Here is a 14,546-nt window from a genome sequence, read left to right as displayed (position 1 = left end):
GCGGTGTTGGTGGGAGGTGTTTCGTACAATGAGGCCTTGTGACTGCACTGAAACTTGATGGACAGCTCTACCGCGACGAAATCTTCGCCGACCTGCACGACCGCGTGAAGAAGCTCGCCGCGCAGGGGATCACCCCGGGCCTGGCGACGGTCCTCGTCGGCGACGACCCGGCCTCCCACTCCTATGTGAAGATGAAGCACCGCGACTGTGAGCAGATCGGGGTCACCAGCATTCGCCGGGACCTGCCGGCGGATGTCACCCAGGAGGAGCTGCACCGCGTCATTGACGAGCTCAACGCCGATGAGGCGTGCACCGGCTACATTGTGCAGCTGCCGCTGCCGAAGCACCTGGACGAAAACGCCGTCCTGGAGCGCATCGACCCGGCGAAGGATGCGGATGGCCTGCACCCGGTGAACCTGGGCAAGCTGGTGTTGGGTGAGGACGCGCCCCTGCCCTGTACCCCGAATGGGGCGATTCATTTGCTGCGCCGTTTCGATGTGCCGATCGATGGCGCGCATGTGGTTGTCATTGGTCGTGGTGTGACGGTGGGCCGGCCCATCGGGCTCATGCTGACCCGCCGCCAGGACAACGCCACCGTCACCCTGTGCCACACCGGCACCCGGGATTTGAAGGCGATGACCCGCCAGGCGGACATCATTGTGGCGGCCGCCGGCCAGCCGCACATGCTCACCGCCGACATGGTGGCCCCCGGGGCTGCGGTGCTGGATGTGGGTGTGTCCCGCCGCGACGGCAAGCTGCTGGGCGACGTGCACCCCGATGTGTGGGAGGTCGCGGGCGCGGTGTCGCCGAACCCGGGTGGTGTGGGCCCGTTGACCCGCGCCTTCCTCGTGCGCAATGTGGTGGAGCGCGCCGAGAAGCTTGCCGCTGATCGTGCCTCCTAGGCCCCGCCTGCCCCGCCCGCCGCGGTCAGGCTCCCACGGCCCACAGGGCCCCGGCACCACACCAACGGCCGCACCCGTGGCCGCGCCGACAGGGTCCCCCACAGAGGGGCCCGCAGTGGGGCCCGCGGTGCGGATGGACGCGCAGGCACTGCAGGAGAAGATGCTGCGCAACCCGCACGACGCACGGTTGAAGCCCTCGGCGGTGCCGGCGTGGGCCCAGTATGCGGGCATCGTGCTGCTGGGGATCGGGTTCGCAGCGTCGTCGGTGTGGGCGCTCACCGACCACTGGCGGCGCGCCACCTTTGCCCTGGGGGTGACGATGCTGTGGCTGACGTGCCTGCGCCTGTCCTGTGATTCCCGCATCCTGGGGGTGTTGGCAGTGCGGTCCCGCAAGTTTGATTGCACCTTCACCACCACCTTGGGTGGCTTGTTGGTGTTTTTCGCGCTGAGCGTGGATTCCCTCGGCAGCGGCTAGCTGCCCTTCCCCGCGGGTGGCACCCGCTTCACCCCGGGCCCCGGGCACCCCGGGGCCTATCGTCAGTTTCGGGGCCTGCCCCCAGGATCCTCTCCTGACTACCCCAGGTGCCGCTCCCACCTGCCTACGGCACCGTGCCTGCCTGCCTGCCCACGGTGCCGCTCGTTGACGAGGTAGTGCCTGGCAGCGTCGTGCAGTTAGTCGAGTGCGGCAGGGTTGTCGAGGTAGGTGACGAAGCGGCGCGCAATGTGGTCGAGCTGTCTGCTCTCGGTGAGGAAGGCGTCGTGCCCGACGGGGGAGACGATCTTCGCCATGCCGATGAGGTGCGGCACGTTGCGGGAGAGGTGCTCCTGCTGGTGGTAGGGGTAGAGGATGTCCGTGTCCACGCCGACGATCATGGTGGGCACCGGGGTGCGCGCCAGCGCCTTGTTGAGGCCGCCCCGCCCGCGGCCGATGTTGTGCCGGTTGAGGGCCTCGGTGAGGATGACGTAGGAGCCGGCGTCGAAACGCTCGACGAGTTTCTCTGCCTGGTAGTCCAGGTAGGAGTTCACCGCGAAGCGCTGCTGCGGGTCGATGTGGGCGCCCAGGGGATTTTCGCCGGCTTGGGCGTCGGCGCCGAAGCGTTCGTCGAGTTCCAGCTCCCCGCGGTAGGTGAGGTGGGCGATGCGGCGGGCGTTCGCGAGGCCCGCGGCGGGGATGTCGCCGGTGGTGTAGTAGTCGCCGCCGTGCCAGCCGGGGTCTTGGGTAATCGCCCCGATTTGTGCTTGCTGGATGCCGATCTGCCACGCGGAGGCCCGCGCGGACACCGCCATGACGAGTGCCGCGGTGAGGAAGTCGGGGTAGAGCAAACTCCATTCGAGGGTGCGGGCCCCGCCGAGGGAACCACCGACGACGGCGAGGAGCTGCGGCACGCCGAGGGCGTCGAGGAGTGCTTTTTCGGCGTGCACGAGGTCCCGGATCGACAGTGCGGGGAAGCGGGACCCCCAGGGTTCGCCGTCGGGGTGCGGGGAGGAGGGGCCGGTGGTGCCGCTGCAGCCGCCGAGGACGTTGGCGCAGAGCACGCAGAAACGCTCGGTGTCGAAGGCGCGGCCGGGGCCGATGAGGTCCGCCCACCAGGTGGCGGCATCCGAGTCGCCCGTCAGGGCGTGCTCAATGAGGATGATGTTGCTGGCGCCCGAGGCATCAATGCGGGGAGTGCCCCAGTATTGGAAGACGAGGGAGGCGTCCTCGACGAGGCCGCCGGCTTCCGTGGGGAAGTCGCCAATGCTGACCCGGATGCGTTCCCCAGGGCTGCCGGGGAACGACAGGGTGCCTGCGTCTGCGGGGGCGGGGTCGGCGGGTGCGGGATTCGGGGTGGCGGGGCTGGTCATGGGCATTCACGTCCTTGGGGCGCGGGTGGGGGAAGAAGAGACGGGGAAGAAGAGGAAAGAAGACAACAGGCGAACAGTGGCCACCACTATAACCGGACAGCTCTGTCTATTCCACCGCTTGTCCGCCCCTGAACCCCACCCCCGAGGGTGTGCTGTCCACGCGAGTATCGAGTGCGTGCGCGCGAGTATCGAGTGCAACGTGTGTGCGTGCCTGAGCTCCCGTGTGGCCGTGCGCGCATGTTCCACGGCTGCCCCTGCGTGCGGGCGCGCCCCACACCCCCGCATTCCCGCACCCCGCGCCCGCGCACCGGCGCGTGTGTCCCCATCTGCGCCCAGGCTCCCGATGATGTTTCCGGGCGCCTGGCGCGGCTTAGCTGCGGGTGTTGTTGTCCTCGTCGAGCGCGTGGCGCGCGGGGGAGTAGTCCTCCAGTTCCACCAGGGGGTCGGCGCTTGCCGGTTCCACGGCGTCTGCCTGTGGGGGGCGGGTGTGGCCGAGCCGGTTCCACACTGGGTTGAGGCCGGGCAGGAACCACACAATGACCAGGGCGATGAGTGCGCTGGCCAGGCCCCAGGGGTGGGAGTCTGCCGGCGGCACCCACAGGTAGCTCACCGCCGGCAGGGCTGCGATGAGCACCCACGCGCAGGCAAACGCCACCCGGTGGGTGAGCCCCAGGCGGTGGTTCTCCGCCCAGCCGGCCTGGGGGAAACGGGCCCGGGCTTCCGCGCGCACCCGCCGCAGCGGGGATTGGGACGCCGCGAGGCTCGCCACCACTGCGAGCACCGCGCCTGCCAGCACGAGCACCAGGTTCGACATCGCCACCCCTGCGGCGAGGACTGCGACCGCAGCCCCCATCCCGAGGCGCTCCGCGGGGCGGGCGGCCAGCGGGGTACCAGGGTCGATATCCGGGTAGAGGAACTCGAAGGCCGCAGCATGCCCCGCCCCGTGGGGTGCGGCGGCGGGCTGGGTGGCGTGCGCGCTGGGGTCCATGGGCGTGCCGTGGGGTGAGAGTTCGGGCGGCGGGGTGGTAGACATGGGGCGGTGGAATGATCCTCTAAAAGTTGGAAAGTCCGCTCACCCGGGCTCAAAGTCCGAGGTCGGCGGCTGGAAACCTGCATGAGAGACTAGCTTTCTGCGGCAGATGTAGTCTACTGTGAAGTGGTTGTTAAGGCTAGGCTAAAGCATCCGTGTGGGCTGTGCCTGCCGCGCGAGCGGCACGTGGATGTACACGTGCATCCTCCCCGAGGATCGCCCCAAGCACCCCGGCGCCACACCCCTGGGCCACGCCCTTGTCGAGGGCTTGTGCGCGCCCCCAGGGGCGGCGCATGCCCCACCATCACCCCATGACCCCAGCGTGAAGAAGAACCCTATGATTCGTGCCACTTCCCTCCAGGGCCGTGCCGCAGCACTCGCTGCGGCCGCACTCGCGGCGGCTGCCGCTGGCCTGGTCGGTCCTGCCGGCTGGTATCCGCACGCGCAGGCGGGCACCTGTGGGGAGTTCACCTGGTCGATTCGGGACAGCTTGCGTTCCTACCTTGAGGGCCCCATCGCCCACGGTGGGTGGGAGTCGACCGGGGTGACGGACACGGGCCAGACGTTTGTCTTCGATGTGAACCAGGTTGACACCGTGTCCTCCCAGGAGGGGACGCTGCGGATGCCGGGGGAGATCCGCCTCTTCGGGCACGACGGGGTGCTGGATACCCGGCTGAGTGACTGGCAGCTGCACATCAACGGCAGCACGGCAGAAATCCTCGTCGACTTCGATGCCGCCACCGTCGACCCCGGTTCCCTGCAGGCCACGGGCCGCACCCAGGGTGACGATGTGCCGTTCGTCCAGGTGCAGCTGAATGAGCCCGCAAACTTCGACAGCGGCCGGGTGAACCTGGCGGGGCGCACCACCATTACTGCGGAGGGCGCGGCGATGATGTCGAACTTCTACAGTGCCGGCATGGAGTTTGCCGACACCTCCGGCAGCGTGAGCCCCTCCTGTGCCGGCGGCACGAGCGGCGATGCCGGCACGCGGACTACGGGTGGTTCGACCGGTGGTGGCACCACCGGAGGCTCCCGGGCACAGGAACTGCGGATCTATGACACGGATTCCGCGGAGCTGCGCACCATGAAGGAACTCAACAATGTGTTGTTCGTGCTGGGGCAGAACTACCAGTCCGGCACGGAGTCCATCACGAATGCCGAAAAGCTCGTCGATCGCATCCGCGGCGGCAGCGGCACGACCCCAAGTGGCAGCAACGCTGGTGGCAACGCCGGCGCCACCGGTACCGCGGGTGGCCGCACCCCCAGCGGGGTAACCATCATGAATGATGCGTCCGCGGCGGCCGCAGGGGATCGCACCCCGGCCGTGCCGAGCCTGCCGCAGACGACCACCGGTGCACCTGCCGCCGGTGCTGCGGGTGTCGCGGGCCAGGCTCCCACTGGGGCTGCCTCGGGCGAGGCCCCGGGGGCTGCCGAGTGTGCCGCCGGTGATGCGAAGGCCGTGACAGCCACCGCACTGCGCTGGGGTATCAAGTCCTCCTTCCTCACCTACATCTCCGGGTCCATCGCCAAGGGCGCGTGGGCGCTGTCGAACACCACCTACGACCAGGGTCAGTTCACCTTCAGCGGTTCCCGCGGATCGGTGAACACGGCGGCGAAGTCCGGCACCATCGGCTACGCCGGTGGCGTGCGCTTCAGCGGCCATGGCGGCAAACTCGACCTGATGATCGCCAACCCCGAGATCGTGTTCCAGGGCTCCCGGGGCACCCTGCAGGCCACGGTCGTGAGCTCTGACATGTCGGGCACCCGCACCGACTTTGGCCGGGTCGCCCTGGCGGATCTCACTTTCTCCTCCCTCGACGTCAGCGACACTCAGGTCACCGGCACCACCAGCGCCGTCACCCTCACCGCAGCGGGCGCGCAGGCCTTTGCCGGGTTCTACGAGGCCGGCACTGCGTTGGCGCCCCTGTCGTTTACTGCCTCCCTCGGCGGGGCGGGTGATTGCGCCACCGCCGCCGGCACGAGCGCCTCGGGCGCCGCGGTTGCCGGTGTGGCCACCGGCACGCCCGAGCAGATCAAAGCCCAAGCAGCCCAGGCCGCAGGTGCGTCCGATGTCCCGGCAGAGGAGATCGCCGCCCCGGAGCTGCAGGACGAGGACAAGCCCTCGAGCTTCCGCATGAAAAGCTCCGCCCAGGCGGCCCCCGGCACCACCCAGGCACTCGACCCGGTGACCGCCGGCCTGTTGGTCGCAGCCGCATTCCTCGTCGGCGGCGGCGCGGTGAGCAGCTTCGCCCTCCGCAACCCCGCCTAAGCAGGGCGCGCAGGTCCCGCGCGGAGCCCGCAGGCTTCCCCTGCGACACGGGCCACCGGCGCGGTGCGTACGCCGGATGTTGCGGTCGCCTGTGTGGTGGCAGTACTCCTCCGGTGCGTCCGCGCGTGCGCGGGGTGGTCCTCCCACACTTCTTTTCCTTTTCTCTTCGTCTCTTCTTCTTTCTTGATGTTTCTTCTGTGTTCTTGTGTTTCTTACTGCATGAAAGTAGGCCGTTGACGTGTCTTCGCGAACTGTTGTGAATCCGGGTCTGCGCGCCGGGCGCGCGTGGAGTCTCCGCGCCGCGGCCGCCGTGGCAGGAGTGGCGCTGGCCGCCAGCACCCTGGTGGCGTGCGGGAGTTCCGCCACGCCCGAGTCGGCGGATCAGCAGATCCGGGAGCAGATTGCCGCCGCAGGTGCGGCGGGCGACCCGCGGGCGCTCACCGGGGTGACGCAGGTGCCCGATTTTTCCGAGCCGGTGCCCGTGGCGGACAACCCCTCCCCGCAGCTGCCGGTGGAGCTTGTCGACGCTGACGGCTTTGATGTGACGGTGACGGATGCGTCCCGCATCGTGGCGTTGGACATCTACGGCACGTATACGAAGACGCTCATTGGTTTGGGTCTCGGCGGCAACATTGTGGGCCGCACGGTGTCGTCGACGGAGCCGTCGCTCGCGCAACTGCCGGTGGTGACCCAGGGTGGGCACACCATCAACGTGGAATCGATTCTGCAGCTGCAGCCGACGCTGGTGCTGGTGGATCACTCCATTGGCCCGGCGGATGCGATCGATCAGATTCGTGACGCCGGTGTCACGGTCGTCGTCATGGAGCCGCGCCGCACGCTCGACTCGGTGGCCGAGGACATTGAGGCCGTCGCCGGTGTCGTGGGCCTGCCGAGCGAGGGCGAAGCCTTGGCGGCCCGCTCCGTGGCGGACCTTGAGGCCGACCAGGAGGCCATTGCGGCTCTGGTGCCGCAGGAGAATCCGTTGCGAATGGCGTTCCTCTACGCCCGCGGCAACGGCGGGGTGTTCTTCATCCTGGGCCGCGGCAGCGGTGCCACCGACCTCATTGAGGGCGTGGGTGGCGTCGATGTGGCAGCCGAGGCGGGCTTGTCGGATACCACTCCCGCCACCGCGGAGGCGTTGGCCCGACTCAACCCGGACGTGTTCATCATGATGCGCGACGGGCTGGAATCCACCGGCGGATTGGAGGGCCTGCTGCAGCGCCCCGGGATCGCGCAGACGACCGCCGGCATGAACGAGCGCGTCGTCTCCCTGCCGGACGGCCAGTCCCTGGCCTACGGGCCGCTCACGGGTGAGGTGCTGCTGCGCACGGCGCAGGCCATCTACGCCCCGGAGCAGCTCGCCGGCAGCTAGCCCGGGTACCCCGTACCCCGCGCCCCGCGCGGGGCGCGCGTGTGCCGCTGGCCGCCGCCGACTCGTTGTTGATTGTGTGTCACCCCTCGTGGAAAGAAAACCCCCTATGAGCGCACCCGCCCGCGCCGCAGGCGCACCCGCAACCCCGCACGCAGCCGTGGACACGGAGGTGTTCCGCCGCCGCGCCACCCGCCGGGTGGTGCTCTTCGTGGTGCTGGCGGTGCTGCTCGTCGGCACGTGCCTGGCCAGTATCCTGCTCGGGCAATACCAGCTGCCCGCCCGGGAACTGCTGCACCTGGTGACCATCGGGCCTGACGCACAGCTGCCCGCCGGCGCGGCGAAGATTGCGCACTCCGTGGTGTGGAACATTCGCCTGCCGCGTTTGCTGCTCGGCCTCGTTGTGGGGGCGGCACTCGGGGTGGCGGGCGCGCTCATGCAGGCGGTGTTCGCCAACCCCTTGGCGGAGCCCTCCGTCATCGGGGTGACCAGTGGCGCGGGCGTGGGCGCGGCGTTGGCGATCGTCTTCGGCTGGAGTGTGCTGGGTGCCTCCACGGTGCCGGCGGTGGCGTTCGTCTCCGCGGTGGTGGTCACCGCCGCCGTGTACCGCATGGCCCGCTTCGGTGGGCGAGTCCAAGTCGTCAACCTCATCCTCACGGGCATCGCGATCAATGCGGTGTGTGCCGCGCTCATCTCCTTCCTCGTGTACCTGGCGCCGACGACCTCCCGGGAGCAGATCATCTTCTGGCAGATGGGGTCGCTCAACGGCACCCAGTGGAAGCACGTCGCCGTCGTCGTTCCCATCGTCGTTGTCGGCTGCGCTGTGAGTTTTACTCTCGGGGGCCGGTTGGATGTGTTGGCCCTCGGGGAGCGGGCCGCCGGCCACATCGGCATCCACGTGCCCAGGCTGCGGATCCTGGCGATCGGCGCGGCCACCCTGCTCACTGCCGGTGCGGTGGCCTATGCGGGCCTCATTGGCTTCGTCGGCCTCATCGTGCCGCACCTGCTGCGGGGGATCACCGGCCCCAGCAACACGGTGCTGCTGCCGGCCAGTGCCCTGTCGGGGGCGGTGCTCATCGGGCTGGCGGATATCGCGGCACGCACGGTGATCCCGTACGCGGATCTGCCGATCGGTATTTTCACGGCCCTGGTGGGCGGCCCGACGTTCTTCGTGCTGCTGCGCCGCATGATGCGGAAAGGAACCCACGCCTGATGGTGGACCACAACTCCCACGCCCCCGCGCACCCCGCACCCGCCGGGCAGTCCGCTGCGGACGCCACCGACGTCGTCGTGGTCGACCACCTCGCCGTCCGCGCCGGGGAGCGCCTGCTGCTGCAGGACGTGAGCTTTACTGCCCGGCGGGGCCGTGTTGTGGGCCTCATCGGACCCAATGGTGCCGGCAAGTCCACCCTGTTGGCGGCGTTGGCGGGCGATAACCCGCCCGCGGCGGGGCAGGTGCGGCTCGCGGGCGTTGACCCGTACGCCACCTCCCCGAAGCAGCTGGCCCGCACCCGTGCGGTCATGCTGCAGGACGTCGGCGTGAGCTTCGCGTTCCTCGTGCGCGACGTCGTCGACATGGGCCGCCGCCCCTGGGCGGGGGATGAGCGCGCCGCCCACGACGACCAGGTCGTCGCGGCAGCCATGCACGCCACGGAGGTAGCCCACCTTGCCGACCGGGACGTGATGACCCTGTCTGGCGGGGAGCGGGCCCGCGTCGCCTTGGCCCGGGTGCTGGCGCAGCAAACGCCTGTGGTGTTCCTCGACGAGCCGACGGCGGCCCTCGACATCGGGCACCAGGAGCAAGCGCTCGGACTCATGCGCGCCATGGCGCGCGCCGGCGCCACCGTTGTGGTGGTGCTCCACGACCTCACCGCAGCGGCCAGCTACTGCGACGACATTGTGTGCCTCGGGCAGGGCGGCATCGTCGCCCAGGGGCCCGTGGCCGAGGTGTACACCTCCGAGACACTGAGCACCGTCTACGGCTGGCCCATCGAGGTCGCCACCACGACCGACGCGGATGGCACCACCCGCGTCCACGTGCTGCCGGCCCGCGGCCACGTCTCCCGGGAGCACACCGCGGGCTTGCACGCCGGCTTCGCCCCGGCAGGTCAGTAGCGCAGTGGAGCCGGTGGGGGAGGGGCCGCGGGCGCGCTCACATCGCAGATTGTGCTGAGCGCGCCGGGAAAGTCGGCGCCCTGGAGGCGCGCCGGCGCCGAAGGGTGCACACCGATGAGTGTTTTGTCACGCTCACACACAGTGGGATATGCCACTTAGGCAACGCTTGACTTTGCGGGGTGCCGTCGTGGAGACTAGGCCCACATGCCCCCGCTACGATGCGTGCTCTCATCCGCACAGCCATCCCCCGGTGGGGGTGCACCCGGCCCTTTGTGAACACATTGGAGTGTTTCTTTTATGACCTCTCGTTTGACCCGCACCCTGGCTGCCGCCAGTGTCCTCGCCCTCGCGGGCGCAGCTGCCCCGCAGGCGTTCGCCGCCGACGCTGCCACTGAGTGCTCCGGCACCGTGTCCTGGAAGGTGACGAAGTCCTACGTCGGTTACCTCACCAAGCGCGATGATGTGAAGGTCGAGACCTTCGACGGCGTCGAGGTCGGCGACACGATCACCTTCCCGATCGACGGTGAGAAGACCTTGGCTGCCACCAAGGGCGGCAAGATGACCATCGTGACCGCCGGCGGCTACCACGCCACCGGACACGGTGGCGTTATGGACACCACGGTGAAGAACCTGCGTGTCGACGTCGACAACAACCGCACCGCAGGCAAGGTCAGCATCGACTTCGCGTCCAAGCCGCGCACCGGTGCGACCACCGTCGGCGACATGGTGGAAGGCTCCGGCGAGGTTGTCTCCCTGAAGTTCGACAAGGCCTTTGACGACGCCTCTGCTGCTGCCGGGGTGAGCGCTGCAGCGACCTACGTCGAGTCTGCTGCGAAGGCTGCGCTGCCGTACCCCGCAGGCAAGGAGATGGCTCCGGTGGAGATCAAGGCCACCGGCTGCGGCTTCGGTGAGGCCAAGGGCACCAGCGACAACACTGGTGGTGGCGACGGTTCCTCCAACGGCCTGCTGCCGATCCTCGGCGTGCTGGCCATCCTCGGCGCTGTCCTGGCTGGTGCTTTCCAGTGGGCAGTCTCCCAGGGTCTGCTGCCCGCACCCCGCTAAGCAGTAGCGAGCGACCCCGCGCCAGCGCCTGGAGCTGGACGCTCAAAGCCGCTGGCTTCTCCCGGGCCCGGTGCCTTCCCCCCGTCGGGGAGGCCCGGGCCCGTTGTCGTGTGTGGGGGTGGTCCGTGGGGGTGGTTTCGGGGGCGCTGAATATTTTTCCTTGACAGGCATACCTGGGGTGCTTAGGTTGGAACCAGTCGCATACGCATCATTCGTCACTCGTGGGGCGACCTACAGTGAATTGTGAGCTTCCCGTGGTGTCACAACAGTGCAACGCCTGCCGTTCCTGGGTAAACCACCTGCTCTTCTTCATCACCCTGTGCGTCGAACACGATGCGATGTGACTGCATCGCGCACCAGCCCGCGATGCTGTGGTCTATCTCACCGTAACGCTTGCGTTGCGGCGGGCGACCATAGAGACAGTGGACGCGCGCACGCGCCCCACGCTTCACCGCCAACACCTGGTGGGCCGCACCGAATTAGTGCGGCGCGAGCCAGTGGCGATGAGGCACTTACCCAAGAACAACAAACTCTAGGAGTTTTTTCATGACTCGTCGCTTCGCACGCGTTTCTACCGCCGTTGCTGCTGCCGCTCTGGGTGGCGCACTGTTCGCCGGCCCGGCTTTCGCTGAGGACGCCTCCGCTGGCTCCTTCGACAAGCTGCAGAACCAGGTCACCGGTTCCATCGACCGCCTGACCGGCAAGGCTCCGGCCTCCTCCTCCGCTGCAAAGCCGGCCGCTCCGGCTTCCGCCGCCAACAGCGCTGACCAGGGCTCCGCTGCTGCTTCCAAGGCTCCGGGCTCCAACGACCAGGGTTCCTCCGCCAACGCTTCCAAGGCTGCTAACCCCTCCCAGGCTCCGGGCTCCTCCATCAACATCGACAACCAGTTCTCCTCCAACAAGAAGCCGGGCGTCCTGGGCATCCTCGCCATCCTGGCCGTCGTTGCTGCTGCTCTGGGTGGCCTGTACCAGTGGGCCGTCACCCAGGGTCTGGTTCCGAAGTTCCCGGCCTAAGGTTCTTCCCCGGCCGACTTCTTCGGCCACCACACCCGCCGCTGCGCGCGGCATGTGTACTCGACACCCCCGTTGTCCCCGACCGCTGTTGCGGTGGGGCGGCGGGGGTGTTCTGCATGCGGGGTGCGCGGATGTGCTGACGGGGGTGTGCTTTTCCCACTACAGTGGGAACACGACTGCTGTCGCACCCTTCTCGGGTGTGGCTCTGTCGCCGCTTGACCTTGTTTCTCTTGCTATCTTCTTCGTCCCCCGCTGGCGTGCACGCTTCGTGAAGTGTTGTGTGGTGCGCTGGTGCGTAAAGGGGCGTTGTTCAAGGAGTTTGTGCCCATGCTGTCTGTCCGTTCTCGCCGTCTGGCCCCCGCCGCCTTGGCCCTGTCTGTCTCCCTGGGGGCTGCTGCTCTGAGCGCGCCCGCCGCCGTTGCTGCGGAGGCGCCGAAGGGCTGCACGGATGCTGCCCAGATCACCACTACCCCGGTGGCGCTCAAGTGGAACATTAAGGACAGCTACATCTCCTACGTGCAGGGCCTGATCGCCCAGGGCACCGTCACCGCCGGCGAGGGTGCAACCTTTAACGCCCCGTTCGGCCCGGCCACCTACCCGGCGACCTCCGGCGCGGGCGCCTACTGGAACACCCCGGGGACGGAACTCGACTTTGGCGGCAGCCTTCACCTGCAGGGCCACGGTGGCGACATGGATGTCACCGTGAAGAACCTCAAGGTGAAGGTCACTAAGGACAACGCGGGCGAACTGCTCGGGTCCTATGTCGTCAAGGGGAAGGATGGCGCGGGCAAGGACCAGGGCGCGACCGCCACGGATGCGGTGCTGGCGAAGGTGACCTTTGATGCGCCCGTGGCCAAGGCTGCGGCCGCCCAGTCTGTCACCATGAAGACGGTCGCCACCGAGGAGATCACCAAGCTGTCCTCCGGGCAGTACAGGGCGGGCGAGGAACTTGCCGAGGCGGTCCTGCGGGTCACCAACGCGGGCGACTGCGTGCTGCCCGAGCAGTCCGAGCAGGATCCCCAGCGGGAGCCGGGCTTCTTCGACTTCTCCGCCGAGCAGCGCGCCGAGGGCTCCCTCGGCTCCGGGGAAGCACAGTCCCCGTTCAGTGGCCTGCTGCTGGGGTTGGTGGCAGCCGGTGTGGGCCTGGCAGCCCTGACGAATGCGATGGTCGCCATGGGCATTGTGAAGCCGAGCGTGCTGCCGCAGCTGCCGCCGCTGCCCGCGGAGCTGCAAAACCTCCTGCCGCGCTAAGCGCGCCCAGCCGAAAACACGCTCGTGCGCGCCGTGCGCGCACGCCATCATCCACGCCCCACCCTCGCGCGCCCGCGGCGCGCAGGGTGGGGCGTTGGCGTGCTCCTGCGGGCGGGTACGACAAAGCCCCCACGGAAGCGGGGGACGCGTGCCGATGGCTGACGAGCGTGATGCGGCTGTCGCGTGCCCCGCCCGTGGGGCAGTGCGTGAAAAACCTCTCAGAGCCGGCGGCGGTGCCTCGGATGAGGGGGAGGGGGAAGAAGAGAAAAGTCTGGGGGATTCCATGTCGCGGGGGCGGTGTGCTACCCCGCGGATGGTGGTTACTTCTTGACGGCGGAGCCTTCGATCTCGAGGGTGATGTCCTCGCTGAGCAGCAGGCCGCCGGACTCCAGCGGGGCGTTGAAGTCGACGCCGAAGTCGGTGCGGTTGAGCTTGCCGGTGGCGGTGAAGCCGAGGCGGGTTTCGCCCTCCGGGCCGGTGGCGGCGCCGTCGACGGTGACGTCGAGGGTGACCTTCTTGGTCACGCCCTTGAGGGTGAGGTCGCCGGTGACGGGGAAGGTGGTGCCGTCGAGGTCGTCGACGGAGGATGCGCCCGGCACGGAGAAGTCAGCGACGAAGGTCATGTCCGGGTACTTCTCGGAGGCGAAGAAGTCGTCGGAGCGCACGTGCTCGTCACGCTCGTCGTTGTCGGTGTCGACGGAGGCGGTCTTGATGGTGGCCTTGACGCTGCCGGAGCCGTCCTTGTCCAGGGTGAAGCCGGCGTCGAACTCGTTGAAGTGGCCGCGCACCTTGGAGACCATGGCGTGCTTGACGACGAAGCCGACCTCGGAATGGGCGTTGTCGAGGGTGTAGTCGCCGGCGACGTCGGCGGGCACCTCGCCCTGGGCGACGGCGGCCGCGCTGCTGCCGGCGGCGGCGGTGGAGCCGTCGGTGCTGGAGGCGCTGTCGCTGCCGCAGGCCACGAGTGCGAAGGCGGTGAGTGCTGCGGTGGCGGCGAGGGCGGGGCGGAGGAACGTGCGGGAGGAAGTCATGGTGGTGTCCTTCGTTGGGGAGGTCAGATTCATTGGGTGCGAGTCGCGGGGGAGTCGCGGGTGTCTCCAGCGGTGCGGCAGGGCATGGCCGTGGAGTCTGCCCACCACCGTAGCTAACGGGGACGCGTCACTTAAAATCCGTTTAGGTGTGCGCGCACCTATCCTGTGGGGCCGCTGCCGCCTTTCCTGACAGTCGCCTGGGAGCGCTTGAGCGCTGCAGGGGCGCTACCGCAGCTCAGATGGGGGACGCGTCATTCATTCACAGGTTGTCTCCAGGAAGGGGTGCTGTCGAGAAGCGTGGAAAAAAGTGCGTATGACCCTGCTCACATGCAGGTGGTGGGTTCCATGCGCTGGGTGCGGGTACCTCCCGGCATATCGGCACCCGATATTCCTGCCGCCGCCGGTGGGATCGGACGCGTGCGTCGCACAGGTGGTAGCGCCCGCCGTGGCATGCCCCGCCCTGGTGCGCGCCCCACGCACGATTCCGGGTACCTGGTAGGGGTGTCCCCGCGTGGCATTCCTGCAGCTGATGGCCCACACGCCGTGGCGGCCGCGAGCGCTACCAACTCGCCGGAATGACCGCTACCAACTACCCGGACCGGCCCTACCCGGATCGCTACCAACTACCCGGAATCGGCACGCTCCGGCACCCTGCCAA

Annotated in this window: 12 protein-coding genes; 9 read left to right on the top strand and 3 right to left on the bottom strand. The window is 68.5% G+C overall.

Going from position 1 to position 14,546, the window contains the following annotated elements; genetic code table 11:
• The first annotated feature begins 38 nt into the window (after window positions 1–38).
• Both C1Y63_RS06610 and C1Y63_RS06605 read left to right on the top strand, forming a co-directional pair.
• Window positions 39–902, top strand: a complete 864-nt coding sequence (locus tag C1Y63_RS06610; RefSeq protein ID WP_106015682.1) for a bifunctional methylenetetrahydrofolate dehydrogenase/methenyltetrahydrofolate cyclohydrolase — start codon at window positions 39–41, stop codon at window positions 900–902.
• A 133-nt stretch (window positions 903–1,035) separates the two neighbouring features.
• Entirely contained in the window at window positions 1,036–1,377 is a 342-nt protein-coding gene (locus C1Y63_RS06605; RefSeq protein WP_233195615.1) for a DUF3017 domain-containing protein, read from the top strand.
• Between the two features lie 197 nt (window positions 1,378–1,574).
• Here the strand turns inward: C1Y63_RS06605 and C1Y63_RS06600 are convergent, their stop codons facing one another.
• Both C1Y63_RS06600 and C1Y63_RS06595 read right to left on the bottom strand, forming a co-directional pair.
• Window positions 1,575–2,747: a homoserine O-acetyltransferase gene (locus C1Y63_RS06600; protein WP_106015681.1), complete on the bottom strand. Its 1,173-nt coding sequence runs from the start codon at window positions 2,745–2,747 to the stop codon at window positions 1,575–1,577.
• A 370-nt stretch (window positions 2,748–3,117) separates the two neighbouring features.
• Window positions 3,118–3,780 (bottom strand): hypothetical protein, encoded by a 663-nt coding sequence (locus C1Y63_RS06595; protein WP_106015680.1) that lies wholly within the window; start codon window positions 3,778–3,780, stop codon window positions 3,118–3,120.
• Window positions 3,781–4,114: 334 nt separating this feature from the next.
• Between C1Y63_RS06595 and C1Y63_RS06590 the strand changes: the two genes are divergently transcribed.
• From C1Y63_RS06590 to C1Y63_RS06560, 7 genes are all read left to right on the top strand, one after another.
• On the top strand, window positions 4,115–6,046 hold the full coding sequence (locus C1Y63_RS06590; protein WP_158256106.1) for an HtaA domain-containing protein: 1,932 nt from the start codon (window positions 4,115–4,117) through the stop codon (window positions 6,044–6,046).
• A gap of 238 nt (window positions 6,047–6,284) precedes the next feature.
• Complete coding sequence (locus C1Y63_RS06585; protein WP_369831029.1) at window positions 6,285–7,418, top strand: hemin ABC transporter substrate-binding protein; 1,134 nt, start codon at window positions 6,285–6,287, stop codon at window positions 7,416–7,418.
• A gap of 106 nt (window positions 7,419–7,524) precedes the next feature.
• Complete coding sequence (locus tag C1Y63_RS06580; protein WP_106015677.1) at window positions 7,525–8,628, top strand: iron ABC transporter permease; 1,104 nt, start codon at window positions 7,525–7,527, stop codon at window positions 8,626–8,628.
• Window positions 8,628–9,530 (top strand): heme ABC transporter ATP-binding protein, encoded by a 903-nt coding sequence (locus C1Y63_RS06575; RefSeq protein ID WP_106015676.1) that lies wholly within the window; start codon window positions 8,628–8,630, stop codon window positions 9,528–9,530. The genes C1Y63_RS06580 and C1Y63_RS06575 overlap by 1 nt, the downstream gene beginning before the upstream one ends.
• 297 nt (window positions 9,531–9,827) lie before the next feature.
• On the top strand, window positions 9,828–10,592 hold the full coding sequence (locus tag C1Y63_RS06570; protein WP_106015675.1) for an HtaA domain-containing protein: 765 nt from the start codon (window positions 9,828–9,830) through the stop codon (window positions 10,590–10,592).
• A 546-nt stretch (window positions 10,593–11,138) separates the two neighbouring features.
• Window positions 11,139–11,606, top strand: coding sequence for a hypothetical protein (locus C1Y63_RS06565; RefSeq protein ID WP_106015674.1), 468 nt, complete (start codon window positions 11,139–11,141; stop codon window positions 11,604–11,606).
• A gap of 327 nt (window positions 11,607–11,933) precedes the next feature.
• Window positions 11,934–12,857: an HtaA domain-containing protein gene (locus C1Y63_RS06560; RefSeq protein WP_106015673.1), complete on the top strand. Its 924-nt coding sequence runs from the start codon at window positions 11,934–11,936 to the stop codon at window positions 12,855–12,857.
• A 320-nt stretch (window positions 12,858–13,177) separates the two neighbouring features.
• Here C1Y63_RS06560 and C1Y63_RS06555 read toward each other — a convergent pair whose 3' ends face one another.
• Window positions 13,178–13,732 carry a YceI family protein gene (locus tag C1Y63_RS06555; RefSeq protein ID WP_233195620.1) on the bottom strand — a complete coding sequence of 185 codons (555 nt, stop codon included), beginning with the start codon at window positions 13,730–13,732 and terminating at the stop codon, window positions 13,178–13,180.
• Between the last annotated feature and the right edge of the window lie 814 nt (window positions 13,733–14,546).

Origin of the sequence: Corynebacterium sp. 13CS0277 (assembly GCF_002994655.1) — a bacterium.
Taxonomy (GTDB): Bacteria; Actinomycetota; Actinomycetes; order Mycobacteriales; family Mycobacteriaceae; genus Corynebacterium.
The sequence above is the reverse complement of the archived record's forward strand: the minus strand, read 5'-3'. Positions and strand labels throughout refer to the sequence as shown.

Coding starts and splice junctions, on each gene's coding strand:
- C1Y63_RS06605 (WP_233195615.1), top strand. CDS start 1,036: ATGGACGCGCAGGCACTGCAGGAGAAGATGCTGCGCAACCCGCACGAC.
- C1Y63_RS06600 (WP_106015681.1), bottom strand. CDS start 2,747: ATGACCAGCCCCGCCACCCCGAATCCCGCACCCGCCGACCCCGCCCCC.
- C1Y63_RS06595 (WP_106015680.1), bottom strand. CDS start 3,780: ATGTCTACCACCCCGCCGCCCGAACTCTCACCCCACGGCACGCCCATG.
- C1Y63_RS06590 (WP_158256106.1), top strand. CDS start 4,115: ATGATTCGTGCCACTTCCCTCCAGGGCCGTGCCGCAGCACTCGCTGCG.
- C1Y63_RS06580 (WP_106015677.1), top strand. CDS start 7,525: ATGAGCGCACCCGCCCGCGCCGCAGGCGCACCCGCAACCCCGCACGCA.
- C1Y63_RS06575 (WP_106015676.1), top strand. CDS start 8,628: ATGGTGGACCACAACTCCCACGCCCCCGCGCACCCCGCACCCGCCGGG.
- C1Y63_RS06570 (WP_106015675.1), top strand. CDS start 9,828: ATGACCTCTCGTTTGACCCGCACCCTGGCTGCCGCCAGTGTCCTCGCC.
- C1Y63_RS06565 (WP_106015674.1), top strand. CDS start 11,139: ATGACTCGTCGCTTCGCACGCGTTTCTACCGCCGTTGCTGCTGCCGCT.
- C1Y63_RS06560 (WP_106015673.1), top strand. CDS start 11,934: ATGCTGTCTGTCCGTTCTCGCCGTCTGGCCCCCGCCGCCTTGGCCCTG.